At 61.8% G+C, this 16,023-nt stretch carries 18 protein-coding genes; 3 read left to right on the plus strand and 15 right to left on the minus strand.

Going from position 1 to position 16,023, the window contains the following annotated elements:
• Positions 1-159: 159 nt before the first annotated feature.
• Together BLS51_RS22275 and BLS51_RS22280 are read left to right on the plus strand one after the other, a co-directional pair.
• Positions 160-843, plus strand: coding sequence for a hypothetical protein (locus BLS51_RS22275; protein ID WP_139168764.1), 684 nt, complete (start codon positions 160-162; stop codon positions 841-843).
• Positions 840-1,451 (plus strand): DUF6988 family protein, encoded by a 612-nt coding sequence (locus tag BLS51_RS22280; RefSeq protein ID WP_090189627.1) that lies wholly within the window; start codon positions 840-842, stop codon positions 1,449-1,451. Before BLS51_RS22275 ends, BLS51_RS22280 begins: the two co-directional genes overlap by 4 nt.
• Here the strand turns inward: BLS51_RS22280 and BLS51_RS22285 are convergent, their stop codons facing one another.
• Positions 1,452-2,240: a DNA adenine methylase gene (locus BLS51_RS22285; protein ID WP_090189625.1), complete on the minus strand. Its 789-nt coding sequence runs from the start codon at positions 2,238-2,240 to the stop codon at positions 1,452-1,454.
• A 151-nt stretch (positions 2,241-2,391) separates the two neighbouring features.
• Here BLS51_RS22285 and BLS51_RS22290 point away from each other — a divergent pair, with 151 nt between their 5' ends.
• Positions 2,392-3,204 (plus strand): hypothetical protein, encoded by an 813-nt coding sequence (locus BLS51_RS22290; RefSeq protein ID WP_090189623.1) that lies wholly within the window; start codon positions 2,392-2,394, stop codon positions 3,202-3,204.
• A 28-nt stretch (positions 3,205-3,232) separates the two neighbouring features.
• Here the strand turns inward: BLS51_RS22290 and BLS51_RS22295 are convergent, their stop codons facing one another.
• The 14 genes from BLS51_RS22295 to BLS51_RS22360 all read right to left on the minus strand — a co-directional run bounded on the left by BLS51_RS22295 (position 3,233) and on the right by BLS51_RS22360 (position 15,967).
• Positions 3,233-3,658 carry a DUF1353 domain-containing protein gene (locus tag BLS51_RS22295; protein WP_090189621.1) on the minus strand — a complete coding sequence of 142 codons (426 nt, stop codon included), beginning with the start codon at positions 3,656-3,658 and terminating at the stop codon, positions 3,233-3,235.
• The gene (locus BLS51_RS22300; RefSeq protein WP_090189620.1) at positions 3,655-4,245 is read right to left on the minus strand and encodes a hypothetical protein; all 591 of its coding nucleotides are present in this window, start codon (positions 4,243-4,245) and stop codon (positions 3,655-3,657) included. Before BLS51_RS22300 ends, BLS51_RS22295 begins: the two co-directional genes overlap by 4 nt.
• Before the next feature lie 50 nt (positions 4,246-4,295).
• Positions 4,296-4,769, minus strand: a complete 474-nt coding sequence (locus BLS51_RS22305; protein WP_229207717.1) for a glycoside hydrolase family 73 protein — start codon at positions 4,767-4,769, stop codon at positions 4,296-4,298.
• Positions 4,766-5,092: a hypothetical protein gene (locus tag BLS51_RS22310; RefSeq protein WP_139168765.1), complete on the minus strand. Its 327-nt coding sequence runs from the start codon at positions 5,090-5,092 to the stop codon at positions 4,766-4,768. Before BLS51_RS22310 ends, BLS51_RS22305 begins: the two co-directional genes overlap by 4 nt.
• Before the next feature lie 61 nt (positions 5,093-5,153).
• Entirely contained in the window at positions 5,154-5,582 is a 429-nt protein-coding gene (locus BLS51_RS22315; RefSeq protein ID WP_139168766.1) for a hypothetical protein, read from the minus strand.
• Positions 5,579-7,183 (minus strand): hypothetical protein, encoded by a 1,605-nt coding sequence (locus BLS51_RS22320; RefSeq protein WP_090189613.1) that lies wholly within the window; start codon positions 7,181-7,183, stop codon positions 5,579-5,581. The genes BLS51_RS22315 and BLS51_RS22320 overlap by 4 nt, the downstream gene beginning before the upstream one ends.
• On the minus strand, positions 7,183-8,352 hold the full coding sequence (locus tag BLS51_RS22325) for a hypothetical protein (protein ID WP_090189611.1): 1,170 nt from the start codon (positions 8,350-8,352) through the stop codon (positions 7,183-7,185). Before BLS51_RS22325 ends, BLS51_RS22320 begins: the two co-directional genes overlap by 1 nt.
• 7 nt (positions 8,353-8,359) lie before the next feature.
• Positions 8,360-8,923 (minus strand): putative phage tail protein, encoded by a 564-nt coding sequence (locus BLS51_RS22330; protein ID WP_090189609.1) that lies wholly within the window; start codon positions 8,921-8,923, stop codon positions 8,360-8,362.
• Positions 8,924-10,042, minus strand: a complete 1,119-nt coding sequence (locus BLS51_RS22335; protein WP_090189606.1) for a baseplate J/gp47 family protein — start codon at positions 10,040-10,042, stop codon at positions 8,924-8,926.
• The gene (locus BLS51_RS22340; RefSeq protein ID WP_090189604.1) at positions 10,042-10,488 is read right to left on the minus strand and encodes a phage GP46 family protein; all 447 of its coding nucleotides are present in this window, start codon (positions 10,486-10,488) and stop codon (positions 10,042-10,044) included. The genes BLS51_RS22335 and BLS51_RS22340 overlap by 1 nt, the downstream gene beginning before the upstream one ends.
• Positions 10,485-11,102 (minus strand): phage baseplate assembly protein V, encoded by a 618-nt coding sequence (locus BLS51_RS22345; protein ID WP_090189601.1) that lies wholly within the window; start codon positions 11,100-11,102, stop codon positions 10,485-10,487. The genes BLS51_RS22340 and BLS51_RS22345 overlap by 4 nt, the downstream gene beginning before the upstream one ends.
• Positions 11,099-12,160 (minus strand): phage baseplate assembly protein, encoded by a 1,062-nt coding sequence (locus BLS51_RS22350; RefSeq protein ID WP_090189599.1) that lies wholly within the window; start codon positions 12,158-12,160, stop codon positions 11,099-11,101. The genes BLS51_RS22345 and BLS51_RS22350 overlap by 4 nt, the downstream gene beginning before the upstream one ends.
• Before the next feature lie 16 nt (positions 12,161-12,176).
• Positions 12,177-13,679, minus strand: a complete 1,503-nt coding sequence (locus tag BLS51_RS22355; protein ID WP_090189597.1) for a DNA circularization protein — start codon at positions 13,677-13,679, stop codon at positions 12,177-12,179.
• Positions 13,676-15,967 carry a hypothetical protein gene (locus BLS51_RS22360; RefSeq protein ID WP_090189595.1) on the minus strand — a complete coding sequence of 764 codons (2,292 nt, stop codon included), beginning with the start codon at positions 15,965-15,967 and terminating at the stop codon, positions 13,676-13,678. The genes BLS51_RS22355 and BLS51_RS22360 overlap by 4 nt, the downstream gene beginning before the upstream one ends.
• Positions 15,968-16,023: the final 56 nt, after the last annotated feature.

The following is a 16,023-nucleotide window of genomic DNA, read 5'->3' on the forward strand; positions in this document are numbered from 1 at the left end:
AAATGCGTGCTTTCGTGCGATCTGCGTGACGCACCCTTCAGTCCCTCCGCCTAAAACACTGTATTCTTGCACAGTAGATACTGTGCTATGCTGACTTTCCACTAAGACACCAAAGGAGCGCATTAGATTGTGCAGACGTCTGCACACATGCGGAAACACATGGAACCTTTGCAGGTGATATTCAATGATGGTCGGATCGAAATACAGGGATTCCCAAGCACTCGCGCGATCACGCTGAGCCCGATAGAGGGGAAGTGGCTCGCCGACCTCGCGCTGCACCAGGACGATCTGCGATTTGCAATCCAGTGCCTGGACGGCATCAATCAGCACTCAACCGACCAGTTTATACAGCAAGCCCTCTGGCGGTGCGCTGTTGTCCACTTCGTCAAGTGCTTTGGCGATGGAGCACGACGCTTCCTCCAGCCCGCCCAAGTATTAAAAGGCCAACCCAGCATGGCGACGTGGGCGTTCGACTACATGAAAGCCCTGCGGCACAAGCACATCGTTCACGACGACAATGCGCTCTCGCAAAGCATTCCGGGCGCGCTTATCAACCCGCCGCCTTCGCCGCAGAAAGTTGCCAAGGTCTTCACGATGCCGATCCATACTGACACCCTAATTAACGAAAACTACGGCAATCTTAAATTGCTGTGCGAGGTGACCTTGGCCTGGGTGGACGCGGAGTTTGACCGCGAAGCTGATCGGATCGCAGCCATGCTGGAAACGCTGCCGCATGAAGACCTCATGGCACGCGCTGAGCCGACATGGCGGGCATCGCAGATCGACGAAATCAGCGTATCGCGCAAACAACCAAAGGCATCAAGCACCGGAGGCACCCCTTGAAGGCGCAGAACGCTCTGGCTGAACTTGAAGCTGTCATCGCCTGGATAGACCAACAGACCGCCGGCGTGACGCTACCCGCCGATGATCGCACGCTGCTGGTCGTGGGCTGCCTGGACGTCGCCATCGAGCATCAGGCCGCAATCGCACTCTTGGCAAGGACCGAGCTGCACGGCTCAGCTTTCGCGCTGATTCGCGTCCTCATGGAATCCTTGGTGCGCGCACTATGGCTGCATCGGTGCGCCACCGATGACGATGTGGCCAGGTTCAAACGAGGGAAACTTGATAAGCAATTCGGGACACTGATAGAGGAATTCGAGGCCTTCATTCAAACTCCCGACGGCGTACTTTCCAGCCTCAAGAAAAGCGCGTGGACGGCCCTGAATGGGTTCACGCACACGGGATTTCATCAGGTTTCACGCCGGCACAAGCCAGGTCGTGTTGAGGGCAGTTATGCGGACGAGGAAGTCGCCAACGCCCTCGGCGTCGCCGGGGCGTTGGGCTTGGTCGCTGCAGGGGAGCTGATCAACCTCTCCGATCGACAGGACCGGCTCCCCTTATTTTTTGAGCGGATCAGCGAATATGCACTGACCAAACCCGCTCAAGGATGATTAGAACAAACCCGCCGGCTCGGCCGCGCGATCCCAGCTATAGATGATCAGCTCTTTGCGATCGACAGCTCGACCACCACCGCCAACCGTGTACGAAATGCCCGTGGTCTCCATCTGGAAGCGTGCGAACACGCGCCGAATGTCCGGGTGATCATTTAGGCTGAGAATGGCCTTGCCTTTCAGTCGCGCCATCAGTTCTGCCATACGCTCGTATTCAGGCAACGGAAAATCCACGCCGTAACCCTCCGTCTCCCAGTACGGAGGATCGAGATAGAACAGCGTGTGGGGCCGATCGTATCGCTCCATGCACTTGTACCAGTCCATGTTTTCGATATAGGCGCTGGCCAGCCGCAAGTGTGCAGCCGACAAGTTTTCCTCGATTCTGAGCAAGTTCACTGGCGGCGCCGTGGTCGCAGTGCCCCAGGTTTGCCCTTGCACTTTCCCGCCGAATGCCTGCTGCTGCAAGTAGAAAAAACGCGCTGCGCGCTGAATGTCGGTCAGCACATGGGGCGGCGTCTCCTGCATCCATTTGAACACGTCGCGGCTCGACAGCGCGTACTTGAACTGGCGAACGAACTCTTCCAGGTGATTCTTGACGACACGGTATAAGTTCACCAGCTCGCCGTTAATGTCGTTGATGACCTCGACGTCAGCCGGCGGACGCATGAAGAACAACGCAGCACCACCAGCGAATACCTCGACGTAGCAGGTGTGAGGCGGAAATTGAGGGATAAGACGATCGGCCAGGCGTCGCTTGCCGCCGATCCAAGGAATGATAGGTGTTGCCACAGAGTAAACCTTATTTCGTTTTTATGCTAGACTACTGCCGCCCTCCGGAGGGTGCAGAGCCTTGCTTGGTTCACTGCTAACTCAGTGGAATGAGGCCCGCCGTCGCTGTTGACGCAGTTGCGGCGGGCGCTCTGTCTTGATAGGAGATTGAATGCGCCCTGAACGCACACAGCCAGGCAACCCTCACCGCCTCACGACCAAACAGCACACGCTCCCGAAGCGAAGCATTGAGCGCTTTGCCATCGACGGCGGGGTTGAAGTGCATGAGGTGAAATCTGGCCGAACACGCCGCAGAAGCGCGGCGGATGTACTGTTCTGCGCCGAGCGCGTATGGGATCACCGAATAGAACATGGGCTAATGGGGGATATCGAGATAGCCTTCCAGCAAATCGCCGACAGAATATTGGCCGGAGAGCGGACCTTCGCCCCGGACGAGCACGCCGCCATCACGGATTACTACCTCCTCTGGATTCTTCGCCACAAATTCAAGCAACGCCCTTTGGCCGACCAAAAGCTGCGCATGCGCCGCCCCGAGCGGCCTATCGACAAGGACACGGAAGAGCATCTAGAAAAGCACGGCGTGATGTTCTTCCGCAACGACGGGACAATGCCCGGCCGGCTGCTGGTTGGCCCATCACTCCACGGCATACTTGACGATAATCGCGTCAGAATGGCGGGAACCACCTGGGGCATACTGAGGGCCCGGCCTGGCCACGGGGAGTTCCTTGTGCCAGACACCTTTTCGATGTTCTCGATAGTGCCCTTAACACCCGAAATTTGCCTCGTGGCGGGAATGGAGAACAGCGTGGCCGACTTCCGTGCGATTGGTCATTTCAACGGCGTTGCGGTCGAGAACTCGGCCCAGTATTACTTCGCCCGCAATCTCAACCAGTGCCCTATCCTTAAGCAAGCCGTAGCGCGGCACGCTATCGAAACTGCATTCGATACAAACGGCCAAGCGTAGCTGTGGAGACGTCTGCACAGCTACGTGCTTAGACGATTCGGCCGTCCACGATCAAATGCCCATTGCCACGCGAGTCCTCCAGCCAGGACGACGTGCCGCCAATCTTCACGCCCAGGTAGATGAACGTCCGGCGCCAGGCCGGAATGCCCTCCGCCTCCATCGCTTCGAGCAGCACCTTGTTGGCCGTCTTCTCGTCGCAGATTTCGTGATGGTGATACAGCCAGTCATGGATTACAGCCGCACGGTGCGACGTGTCGCCAAACAGCCAGTACGCCACCGGCACACGCGGCACGCTCGCAAAGTCCGTCAGGAAGCCCGCCTCCACTTCGATCGTGCGCCCGAGAATATCGGATTGATACTGCAACGGCGCCGTGACACGCCAAATGCCGCGCCCGCTGCACGCCAGGTCATCGACCAGCACCGTCGCCAGTTCGCTCAGGAAGCGGCCGGTCATTTCGCCACCGCCTTAGCGTCCGTCGATGGCGGCGTGTACGGCGGTGTTGGGCTGGCTGGAGACAGCTGGACCTGCACCTGGCCATCCTTCGTCTGCACAATGCCAACGTTTGGGATTGGGCACGCCACCAGGGCTGCATTCACCGCGTTCGGATTCCCGGTCGCATTGCGGGCCAGGGCGCCGAGCGGCAAGGCGCAGGCGGCATCGGCCCACACGATCATCTTCATATCGCTGACCGCCATGACGTTTTGCTTAGCGCCGGCGTAGTTGGCCTCGCCGGCCGTGAGCGCGGCGCCGGTATAGGCATTCACTACGCCGCATCCGGAGAGCGCCGCAGCGGAGACCAACGCCAGCATCAGCAGCAACGGCAGCCGGGCGAACCCAGCCTGCTTGGAGAAAGTCGGCGCGTCACCACCGCCAGCTGGCGGGTCGTGCGGGCCGAACAGGTCACGGGCACCATAGCCCAGGAAGCCGCTTACGAGCGCCCAGATGGCCTCGGAATTGGTCGGTGGCGGGAAGTACGAGACACCAATGCCGGCGATGATGGCAAGCACTGCGAAGAACTGGATTGCGACTTGGCGATTCACTGGTAAAGCCTCCAAAAGAAAAGGCCCGGAGAACCGGGCCAGGTGGTGAATTACTGCTTATCGAGCGCTGTCAGGTTACGCCCGCGGATTACTGCGATTATCTTGTTCGCATACTGCGGGTCTGTTGCGTAACCAGCAGCCGCCACCGCGCGCACGAACGATTCCGCTTCATGGCAGGCGAACGCCGGCTTGTAACGCGGATTTTTCAGCAGGAACTGCGCATGGTCATCGATGCAGGCCAGCCAGTCCGGATACTTACGCCAGCGTGCCGGCACGACCACCCACCGACCTTTGATGAACTCTCGTGTGTCCATCGTCAGGATGTCACCAGCCCAGCCGGCGCTCGCCTTCACGCCGAACAGGTTACGGGCCTGGACAGCGAGCTGCGACTTCCCCCAGCTCGACTCCAGCGCGGCCTGCGCCACCGTGAAGCTGGCCGGGATGCGCGTGGTCGCCATCGATGCGCGCGCTGCCGGGCCAACGGCCGCAATGAACTCTACCGGCGTCATCAGAAGCGGGCTCACAGGTGCACCCCGAACAGCTTTGCCGCCAACACAGCGCCGCCAGCCGCCAGAACCGCCTTGGCGATTTCCCACAGCCAGCGCTGGCTGCTCTTGGTGTTCTCGTCAGCGAAGGCGTCCAGCTTCGTCCAGATCACACGCAAGCTTTCCTTGACAGCGATGACCTCCTGCTCCACCAGGCCGACCCGGCTATTGTTCTCGACCAGCTTCTCGTAGCTTTCCGCCATGCGGCGCTGATCATCAGCCATCTGCACGACCAGGTTCTGGAACCCTTTGAAACGCTCGTCCAGTCGAGCGACGGTTGTTTCGATACTTTCTTGCGACATGCGCATTTTCTCCCGGCGAAAAAAAAGCCGCCCGAAGGCGGCCGTGGTGGCGTATTACGAATTACTGCGGAATGCCCTGCAGGATCTCATCTACACGAGCGCTATTCGTGAGAATGCCTGCTCCCGGGCCTGGCTCGACCGGCGCTGCGAGGTATCCGATCGCGTCACGAACTGAAACCAGATTCGGATCGGTAGGCTTGTTCAGCTTTACCGACAGCTCATACATCGCCCAGAACTCCTGCACCATCGGGTCTTTCGAGGCCTTGATAGCGATGCGCTCCGCAGGCGTAAAAGCCATGTACAAAGTCATCGGCGTCAACAGAGGAAGCGACTCTACCAATTCGCCCTCAAACTCAACACGCCAGCTCTGGTCCGGGTCAGAAAAATTGCCTGACGGGGCACGCCAGGCCAAATACTGAGCGTCATAGACTGGTCGGTCATTACCCACCTCATGCCGCTCATCACCCTTAACCAATACGTAGCCCATCATTGCACCCCCTGTAAAACGGCCGTACTACCCACGACCGACATTTTTTGCCCAGGCGTCGCGTTGCCCTGGTTATTTGTGGCGTATGGCTGATTGAAAGCCGTCCGCAAAGTCGCAACGCCGCTAATCTTCACCAACAGTGCCGTATTCTTCGCTGCGCCGGCGATGGCAACGCCGGCCAGCGTCATCTTTTGTACCTGCGAGTTGACGATTGAAAAACCCACCGACGTGCCGTGACCATACACGGCGACGTATGTGATCACGTTTGGATTGATCGTCTGCGACAGGGCCGAGACGAATAAATTCGTGGCCACAGCCGAAACGACCGTGTAGCACGGCGCCCCCAGCAGCGCACCAGCGGGATCAAGTCGGAACACATACACGCTGCTGCTGTACGAGATGGCGGCAGCAAAGCCGCCATCGCTCAGCTGCGCCAACGAAAGTGGCACGGAAACACTCGCCGTGCTAATCGTCGCCGTCGAGCCGACCTGAACGGCGGCGGCATTGAAAACCGCAAAGTACAAAGCTCCGGCGCTCGGCCAGAGCAGCGCATAGCCGCCACCAGCCACAGCGACCATCCGGACACCGGAATTAGCAGCCCCAGCTACAGTGCCCAGCGAGAACGGAACACCGACCACGGTGCCAGTCGCGTCGTATTTCGTCAGCGTGGGGATGAACGAAGCGGAGGCATACTGTGCGAGGACAAATCCGCCATCCGTCAAAGCACAGGCAAACACGTCCATTTCGACGTTGGTAACCGTTGCGCCATAAGCCGCGACCGCCCCCTGCAGGACGCCGCCCGAGTTATATCGTCCAAACTTAGAAGAAGCTGTTGTGCCCGCGTAGAACTCATACGCGATCACGAAACCACCGCCACTCACCGCTGCAATGGACATAGAATCAGGCCCAGGCGACGTGTTCACGCCCAAGGTATCGACCTGCGTAATCGCACCTTGCAGCACCCCTGCCGCGCTATACACAGCAAAGCGCGGCTGATTGATGTTCGACACCTGGCGGTACCAACCCACCACAAAGCCCCCTTCATTCAGTGCCGAGAGTGCGAGCGTGTAGACATTGCCGGTAACTGCCTCAACGAGCGTACCGGCTTTAACCAGCACACCGGCGTTGGTGTAGACCGCATAGTGAGGATTGCCATCGGACGCGATGTAAGCCAGTGCAAAACCACCGCCAACCAGGGCAGCCATCCGCACTAGAAGCTGACTAGCCGCCGCCTCAACGAACACAGAGCTGCCCTGCGGGACGCCAAGCGGGTTGTAGATCGTAAAGTTCAATCCAGCCGAGTTCTGCCACGCGATAGCAAAGTTATTGCTACCAGTCAGTTTGCAAAAGCCTACGCGCGCCGCCTGCGCCGCCGTGGCGCCAGGAATAGCGGTCGTCGGCGCCTGCAGGCTATTTAGCAGCGTGGCCGTGCTCGACATAGGCCGCAGCGAAGCGCCAGGCAGGGAGGGGTCGATCGCATAGTAGCCGAGGCTGTCGGCCCCAATGGTAATGATATCTCCCTGCTGAACGTCTTCACCCGCAGTCAACGTCGCATTGATAGGGGGAGCTCCGGAAATCGACGTTACAAAGTCACTCAACTGCATTACGCTAACCTCCAATCCGTACCGTTAAACCAAATAGAAAATTTCTGATCGCTGACGTTGATCACCAGATCGTTTGCTTGCCCCATGATCGTCCTGCCGTTACGCCCGAGGGTCCAATTGATCCCACCCCAATTCGAGTTCGGGTCAATGAATGTCAACATGTCGCCCTTGCTCGGCGCCGCCGGCAACAGCAGCAAGAACGACCCAGCGCTGGTGTCGACCAAGTAGTTGCCGACCGCCAGCGTCCGCGCAGAATTCACGTACACGCCCACCGACATTGCTTGGGCCTGCGCCAAGCTGACCGCATGCTGCGGCTGGGTCGCAGGCGGCACCTGGACGGCACCCCCGGTACAGCCCAGCAGCACCCATGAATCAAGCGCAGCAATCCAGACCGCCTCTGCAATACCGCCGGCGGCAACTTCGCCACCCTGGAGAGCGGCGTGAGCACGACCGAGCAGCTGTTTCCAGGTTGAACCGTTCACACTCATCTGGCAGGCGCCACTGTTTGAACTCGCCGCCCGGAACATCACCCGCATCCCGTTCGTAAACGACTTGATCGCCGGAGAAAAGTCCACGCTGTAAAGATTGGCGTTGCCGCCGTCAAAGCCGAAACACAAGGCGTTGGTTTGCACTACCGTCTTAGTCGCAGCGTCATCCACCGCATACTTCACACTGGCGCCGTTACAAACCACGTCATCGAGGCCGCCTTGCGAAATGAACACACCTGTGCCTCCCGACGCGTAGCACGCGAGCGTGAAATTGCCAGTTGTCGCGTTGATGATCGTCCAGCGTCCTACAGCCGCAGGGACGATGATGCTGGCGTTCGAGGTCAACGCCCCCGTCACTACAATGATCGAAGCGCTGTACTGCTCCAAGCTGAGGCTCGTAGCTCCCCCAGTCGTGTTGACGGCGCTGGTGGAAGTGGGGGTATATCGAATCAAACTACGAATCGCCGCCAGCACTTGTCCGCTCTGGCCCTTTGCAGGGGTTAAGCCAGCGCCGCTGACCACCCCCAACAATTCCAACATGACAGCGTTCAGGAACTCCGCAGGCACGATGGTCGGGTCAACCCCAGCGACCACATCGCCGTCGGTGAAATACCCTGGCTGGCCGGGCGCGGTAGCAGCAGGCAGCGTCGGAGCCGCGCTGGGCACATCAATTTGATACATGGTCACCTCATATAAAAATGAATCTTAGGAACGCATACGGCGGCGCCAGTCGCTGCAGCTCCCGCTGCAACAGCGTTGGGCCGAAGGCGCCGAAGGGCATCCCAGGCAAAGCGGATGCAGTAACGATCCACTCGAACATTCGATCGGCCGCACCGAGAGCCGCGCTAGCGCTGCTCTGTCCGCAACGAAACGGAGCATTTCCGCGTACGGAGATGGAATATCCAAGCAAGCCGGCATAGTCCTGGAAGTTCGACACCGACACACCGTTGGCACCGACCAGACGCGCAACGACGAGCGCCTGGCGCGCCGCTGCGCTTGCTACCGGACCGGCGCTGGTCGATGTAAGACCCAACGTCGCCTCCCACTCGGGAAGCAGCTCCAGCGCTGAGGCCGGAAAGGCATCGTCCAGCAGATAATTGGACCGCGCATTCTGGGCGGCGTAGCTTCGGGTCAGACCGGCAAGAACCTTAGTTTGCACCGCCCCGTTGTCACGCGGCCAAACACGACCTCGCGGCATTAGCGCCTGCAAAGCCCCCAGGTAGTCTTGGCTGGAGAAGAGTGGCGCCGCCATCTATCCCCCCACAAAAGTAATCTGCCCCAACACTGGCAAGTGGCCAGCAGGGCAAACAATGTCCGTCACCGGGGAAGGAGTGAAAAAATTCCCTGCCGCCACGTTCGCAATAGCTGACCAAATTGCCCCGAATGAAATGGTGCCGCCAGGCGCTCCCTGCACAGTCAATACATCGCTGACTGCTGCCTTAACCGAATCCAGCAGCGCCACGGGAAGCCCCGCAATCTGGAGGTCAACGAGAAATGGCGCCGGCGCGGCAATGTAGACCAAACCAACCGCAGCCTGAAGAGCGAAGACATGGTCTGCGACAGCCAGCTGGTCACCAGCTGCGACCACGCCCCTTGGCTCCGCCGCAGCAACGCCATCAGCCCCAATCGGGAAGCCGTTAGATGCCGCCCGTAGCTCATCCATCATTACGAAAATAACGACGGTACCCAACCCGAAGCCGTTAGCCTTGCACCAGGCGCGCGTTACACCGGGCGCCCCTTTTGCCCAGCTCTCATAGTCGGTTCGACCACCACCTTGTGGCGCTTGCTGGTAGGCGATCAGCATGCGGCTGCGCAAGCTGTCGTTTGACTCCAGATCCGCACCGCCCTTCATCTCAGCATCGACAACGCCGTTTGACTGAACGCCGGCGATCGACTGGGCCAGGGTCATCGTGGCGCCCTTGGCGGTATTACCAAACGCACCAGTCAACCCCGTGGGATCGGGCACCGCAGCCACCGGAATGACCGCTGTGCCGTCCACGCCCAGCACAGCGGCCGCCGTCGTGACGAACGGCGTGCCATCGCTGCGGACAACGCCGGCACCGAGCGGGATCGGCGCGCCGGCGGCGCCGAGAAACTTCACCTGACCGGCTGCCGCCTGCGCGGGCTGGCGAAGCACGCTTTTCAACGCAGCCCAGCCCTCCAGGAACTCGTCCGTGCACGTAAAGGGCACGGCCTGCTTTGCAATCCAGTCCAGATAGCCATAGTGCAGGTTGGCCAGGCCCGCCTGCGCCCGGCCCGTAGCGCCCAGACTGGAGAAGCGCAGCAGCGCGTCGGCACCACCAACCTCGGCCGCAATATCTGCGGCCACCAGCGCCTGTAGCGCCGTCAATGTGGGTCGTGTAAATGGCATTAATTCGTCCTATTCCAGATCCATGAAAACTGCATGGCCACCTTGCTGCTGTCCGGGCGAATAGCCACCACGCGCGCAGCAAGCACGCCCCCGTTCTGCCACTCGACATCGACGCCAAACGCCCCGACAACACCATCATCGATCAGCCATTGCAGCGCCTCGTCGATGTAGTCGCGCGCTCGGTTCAACGTCTCCGCGGTCTTCTTCTCACGCTCCAAAAGCCACAGCCGCGAGCCGATCGGCACCGCCTGTCCTAGGTCGCCCCACCATCCTCGCGGATCGCCCGTGCCGTCCGGGATCTCGTCGTCCTCCCCGGCCATCCTGTCCGTGAACAGGCTGATCAGCACGGCGCTTTCCAGCTCGCCCCCTGAGAGCAGCGTGGGACCGTCCATCGCCCAGTCACCCGTGCCAGTTGCACGGTTCCAGATAATCATCGTGTCGCTCATTGCCCCTGCCCCGGTTTCTTGCTTGCGACGGAATCGGCGCCCGCCTTAACTCCCTCGACCGGGTGCGAGTGGCCGTTGTAGACCTCTCGCATACCAGCCATACTCTTCGCGCCGTGGTCAGAGATATCGCCCTGTGCGACGATGTTGCCGTCCACGTTCAGGTTGCCGTCGATCTGCACGTCCCCGGTAAATATGGCTTTCGGCGTGTCCACCGTGACCTCGGGCGTGTTCTCGATCCGCATCGGCAAGCCGCCGCCGTTGACCACAATGCCGTCCTGACTTAGCAGGACAGACTGCCCGAGGTTGTCGGAGATCGACACCTCTCCTGGTTTCAAGCTGCGCATGCGAAAGCGCTGATTGCCGGTCGCCACGATGACGCCGTTGCTTCGGTTGCCGCCGACGAACAGCACGATTGCGTCCGTGTCCGGCGGCGGCATGGAGTTGAAGCCGTACTCGGCCAGGCGTGGCACGTTGTCCACGGTGTCCATCTGTCCGAGGCGCACTTGCTGCAGCTGGACAGCGCCGTCGTCGGAGCCGGTTTGTGTGCGGCCACGCCCAACGATCAGCAGGATGCGGCGGTACACGCGCTCGATGGCGCCACTAACGTCGCTCATTGACCACCTCCAATCGGGATATCCGCCGGCCCCTGCTGCAGCAGGATCGGCTGCGGCCGGAAGGCATCCGGGTGCATGATCACCAGGTCGGCGCCCGTCCCGCGCATATCGCGCCGGAACGTCACCTCACTAATCAGCCAGGTCTTGCCGGCAGCCTTCAGCGTGGGCAGCTCAAGGTCCACCAACTTGTTCGGCCAATACAGCAGGCCAGCACTATCACGCCAGCCATCCGTAGACAGGCGCAGCTGGGCCGATCGACCGAAGCGACGATTGGCCTCCCAGACCGCGCGCTGCTCGGCAACCTGCGAGCCTGCATCGCCCCCTTCGGCGACAATGATGCGGCGCCGGTGACGCTTCACGTTCGGGTTCACGACCTTGGCCACGACGTTGCCACCGTCGCCCAGATCCTGCAGCACGTCCATCGCCATCCGGACGACCAGGTATTCCGAGAATTGCTGGTCCGCCGTGTAGGCGATCGCGGCGCGCTCGACATTCACGCCCTCCTTGAAGCCACTTGCGGTCTTGTCCGTTCCGACGCGGGACAACACCAGGTTGCCGTCCGGCCCCTCGTAGGCCAGCAGGGCGGCAAAACGGCACACACGCTCGATGACTTCGAACGCCGTCTCGCCACTGTTCAAGATCAGCTGTGGGATTGGCTGACCGGGGTCCGTGGCGCAGGACGCCGACAGACCGTAGGGCTCGCACAGCTTCTGCGCAATCGACAGCGCCGAGGCCGAACTGATCTGCCCACCCGGCCACTCGGCGGCGCAATCGACCAGGTCGGCACACCGGCCGCGTCCGGACACCTGAATGCTGTGCTCTTCCGGGCCGATGGCCGGGTCGAATCGGTCGATATAGCCCTTAATGACTGGATCAGGCCCCAGATACACCTCGCACGGATCACCAGGGAACACTGCAAAGTCGGCGGCGCCGGGAAAGCGCTCCGTCAACGTCAGGTCGAAATCGTTGGGACAGCGCTCCATGCCCGCCGTCACGCGGATCGTGTCCCATCCGGACAAGCGCTGCCCTCTCACGACCAGCGTAAGATCATCATTCATTGCGTTCCTTGAAAAGCTATCGCGCCAGGGCGCTGAAATTGCGAGGCATAAACGCAGGGTGAACCGGATCTGCCGCCGTGATCAGCTCGTCCGACCGGCCCGCATCGCGGTAAATGCGCTGCGCGATCGCCGGTGCCGGCAACGGTCCCGCCAGCTGCACGGTGACGATGGCGGCCAAGCTTTCGGAGCGCGCGGCCATGTCCTGCACCATCGCACTGCGAAGGGTCCGCAGCGTGTTGAACGATTCGTCCTCTCCACGGTCACCCGCGACGACAATCTCTTCGTCCAGATCCGCCAGCACCAGGGCCTGCACGCTTTGCGCATCCTCGCGCGAGGACGGTTGATACTGCGCGGCCAGCTGCACCTGGGCGATGGCGCACGCGCGGCGCAAAAGCGACGACGTGCTGACCTCGATCAGCTGCAGCGCCTGCACCGCCGTGGGAGCCGCCGCCGGGTACGGCTGCGGGACGATCCCGGCAGTGGGCGCCGGCACCGTCGCCGACCTGCGTAGTTGAGCCAACAGCCGCAGGCCATCGGTCGGCGTGGGCGCCACCGCTGCCATCGCCGCAGGCAGCGCGTGCACCGCCTCAGCGAACGACGTCATACTGGCAGTGGCCACGGGCTCAGAGACAGCCGGCCCTGCTGCGCGCTGCAGCGCGACGCCGGATTGCACTACGGCCGTCGATGCCACGGCCACCTTGGTGCGCGCTACAGCGCCCTGTGCAAGCATCGCTTGCACAGGCGTGGCTGCACCGCTGGAGCGCACCGTGCCGTGCCCGAACAGCCGCCCGAAGTCGCCGCGCAGGGATTGCACGTAGTGGTGCAGGTTGGTTGCATCGTTCACCAGCCCCTGAGCTTTCGCCGCCCATCCCTGGACGAGCGAAGTGGCTCTCAGCGCGGTGGCCACGCCCGACTTGATGGATTCGGCAGCACCTTGCAGGAAGCTCTTGGTGGACGCCGATTTCGCAGCGTCCGCAGCCGCCCCGACCGCGTCCTTGGTGGACAGGTCGGACGACGGGAATTTTCGCTCGCCCTGCTCGATGAAGGAGAACCCGATCTCGAACATGCGCCCGCGATCCCAGCGCTCCGTGCACGTCACTTCCTCGGCCAGGCTGACCTTGATGCGCCCCAGCGTCGGGTGCACCAACTCCCCGCCCTCGATGGCGGCAGCCTCTTCGCACGCCTTCAGCAGCTTTTCGCGCTGGGCAATGCAGTCAGCCCCCACCAGGAAGCCCGAGAAGCTGTAGCGCCGTGCTGAGCGCCCCAGATCCTCGACCCACACGGTATCCCGATACGGATACTGGTGAATCGAAATCTTGCGCCCGAATCGCATTTGCGACTCCAGCACGCCGAAGCCCACGCCCCGGAAAGACGCCGGCCGCAGCTGGTCGATCCAATACGCGGCCTTCTGGCCCGAGCCCACGCCCAGGTCGGAGAACACGCGGTTGGTTGCGTTGGACAGGCCCGAAGCGCTGTTGCCCAGCGTTCGGGTCCCGCCCGATAGGTTGGAAAGGCTCATGGTGTCAATCCTGTTGGCATGGTGTAAGCCACGCGCACTGGCATGTTCTCGCCGCCGCGCGTGCGCGCCGTGGCGGACGTGCCGGCTGGAAGGCCGTGCAGCGTGAGCGCCACTTCCATCTTTTGGGCGCCGCCCTGACCACCCTGACCGCCGCTCAACTGCGCGGCCACAACACGGTTGATCATTTCCTCGGTGACGCCGCTGCTGTTACCCTCATGGCGCACGATGCCCGAAATGAGCGGCGCCACCACTTTCGGATCGTCCAGGTTCAGCGCCTGGTTCGGCGCATACCCTGTACGGCGCGACAGATCGGAGATGTATGCCGCCGTGTTGTTTTCACTCGGCGGCGCCCATTTTCCGATAATCCCGGAGATCGTGTTCAGCCCATGCACCTTCTGCTGCGCCACCAGGTTGCGCACCGCAGCGTTCAGCCCCGCCTCCATCGTCGGGAATACCGCATAGCCACCCGCGTCCCTCGGCGTATTGCCCCAACTGCGCAGATTGCCGGGATTATTGTTGCGCACCCCAAGCGGTTGTGCAGACGTCTGCACAGCCACCGCCGCCGCTGCAGTTGGTACAGACACCGCCTGAGGCCGGGTCACGGCAGCCGCAGCAGCCGGAGCCGCTGCAGCCACCGGCGCCTGCGCCCAGCCGTCGATCCCCAACGTGCGCTGCAACGACTTCGGCAGCAGCGACGCCACTGACTTGATGCCACGCACCAGGCCAGCGACGACGCGCTTGCCGGCATCGTACAGGTCGAAGTCGAACAGCCACTTGGACAGGCCGTTCATGGCGTCGCCGATGATCTTCACCGGACTGAACTCCCACAGCGCTTTGACCACCCCGCCGATCCAATCCTCCTCGAACGCATTACGCACGGCCTGGATCTTCTTGCTGAAATAGGCGCCGATGGCATCCCAGTTCTTGTAGATCGCGTACACGCCGAAGGCAATGGCCGCGATGCCTGCAATGAGCCAGCCAATAGGCGTGGCAGCGATTGCCGCGCCGGTAGCCAGGAATGCCGCCGACAAACCGCTCAGCACCGTGCTGAGGATCGGCACGCCCGCCGTGGCCACCGCAAGACTCTCCATGTACAGCCCCATCTTCAGCGTTGCCTTGAGGATGGCCGGAACCAGCGCTGCATCCGCCGCCGCAGCCAGCAGCGCGAACGACCGGATAGCCAGCGGAACCGCGCTCGCACCCAGCGACCCCATCGCCAGGCCGAGATTGATCACGCTGGCGATCAGGCTGCCGTTCATCACCAGCACCAGGCCGATGGCGGCGTTCTTCCAGCCTCCCACCGACTCCACCGCATCATCCACGGCGGTAACGAAGCCGTGCACGTCGTCGCTGATACGCTGGAAGTCCAGCTCGTTCAGACGCTGCACCAGACCGCCGACGAAGTCTCCGACCTTGGTAGCGATCAGCTCGCGGTTGGCCGCGATCCAGACCGTGAAGCGCTCGATCAGCGGCTGCAGGATTGGCAGCAGCTGGGCGCCGATGCTGTTCTTCACGCCCTGCGTGGCCACCGACAGGTAGTTCAGGGAAAGCTCGAAGTCTTCGGCGGCGTGCAGGGCGCTTCCACCCATGACGCCACCCAGCTCAGCGACCTTACGCTCGTATGCCGCTATTGCGACCGGCCCTTGCCGCAGCAGTGGCAGGACCGATTCCAGCCCGAAGGTGCGGGCAATAACCCCTTGCACCTGGACATTCTTGATTCCAACGATCGAGGCCGATAGATCGCGCATGGCGCGTGCGGCGTCGATCGAGCCGTCCTTGGTGTGGTGGATGCCCACGCCAAGGCGGTTAAGCACCACCAGGGCCTGCTGGTTGCGCCCGAATAGCGCGTCCTCCAGCGTATCGCCCAGGCTCTTCAGCCCGCCCGAAAGCTCCTGCGAACCGACGCCGGCCGCAGCCGCCGCCCCGCGCAAGGATTGCAGCTCCGTGGCGGAGATATCGAGCGATCGAGCCGTGCGGTCAACTTCCGCGCCAAGCCGGCCCCATTCCAGCGTCAGGGCTACGATGCCGGCGAGGATACTGCCGCCCACCAGGATTCCCAGCGGACCAGCGATCCCCCCGAGCTTGCCCGTCACATCGACGGCAGCCCGGCCAACGCCCATCAGGCGCTGGCCGAACCTGTCGATGCCGGCTTCGCGCACCAGGTTGCGCACCGACTGGCCGACCTCAACCACAGGCCGCGTCAGGCGCGACATCGACGCATTGACGCGCCGGACAACTCCGGTAGCGCGGTCAACCGCCGAGATCGTGATTTGAAACTTATTTGCCATTGGCAGCCCTTTCCTGATTGGTCATGCGGATGGCCTGGTCGTTCCACCAACGCATC

It is taken from the genome of Duganella sp. OV510 (assembly GCF_900100205.1).
Classification (GTDB): domain Bacteria; phylum Pseudomonadota; class Gammaproteobacteria; order Burkholderiales; family Burkholderiaceae_D; genus Rugamonas.

Coding starts and splice junctions, on each gene's coding strand:
- BLS51_RS22275 (WP_139168764.1), top strand. CDS start 160: ATGGAACCTTTGCAGGTGATATTCAATGATGGTCGGATCGAAATACAG.
- BLS51_RS22290 (WP_090189623.1), top strand. CDS start 2,392: ATGCGCCCTGAACGCACACAGCCAGGCAACCCTCACCGCCTCACGACC.
- BLS51_RS22295 (WP_090189621.1), bottom strand. CDS start 3,658: ATGACCGGCCGCTTCCTGAGCGAACTGGCGACGGTGCTGGTCGATGAC.
- BLS51_RS22310 (WP_139168765.1), bottom strand. CDS start 5,092: ATGTCGCAAGAAAGTATCGAAACAACCGTCGCTCGACTGGACGAGCGT.
- BLS51_RS22315 (WP_139168766.1), bottom strand. CDS start 5,582: ATGATGGGCTACGTATTGGTTAAGGGTGATGAGCGGCATGAGGTGGGT.
- BLS51_RS22320 (WP_090189613.1), bottom strand. CDS start 7,183: ATGCAGTTGAGTGACTTTGTAACGTCGATTTCCGGAGCTCCCCCTATC.
- BLS51_RS22325 (WP_090189611.1), bottom strand. CDS start 8,352: ATGTATCAAATTGATGTGCCCAGCGCGGCTCCGACGCTGCCTGCTGCT.
- BLS51_RS22330 (WP_090189609.1), bottom strand. CDS start 8,923: ATGGCGGCGCCACTCTTCTCCAGCCAAGACTACCTGGGGGCTTTGCAG.
- BLS51_RS22335 (WP_090189606.1), bottom strand. CDS start 10,042: ATGCCATTTACACGACCCACATTGACGGCGCTACAGGCGCTGGTGGCC.
- BLS51_RS22340 (WP_090189604.1), bottom strand. CDS start 10,488: ATGAGCGACACGATGATTATCTGGAACCGTGCAACTGGCACGGGTGAC.
- BLS51_RS22345 (WP_090189601.1), bottom strand. CDS start 11,102: ATGAGCGACGTTAGTGGCGCCATCGAGCGCGTGTACCGCCGCATCCTG.
- BLS51_RS22350 (WP_090189599.1), bottom strand. CDS start 12,160: ATGAATGATGATCTTACGCTGGTCGTGAGAGGGCAGCGCTTGTCCGGA.
- BLS51_RS22355 (WP_090189597.1), bottom strand. CDS start 13,679: ATGAGCCTTTCCAACCTATCGGGCGGGACCCGAACGCTGGGCAACAGC.
- BLS51_RS22360 (WP_090189595.1), bottom strand. CDS start 15,967: ATGGCAAATAAGTTTCAAATCACGATCTCGGCGGTTGACCGCGCTACC.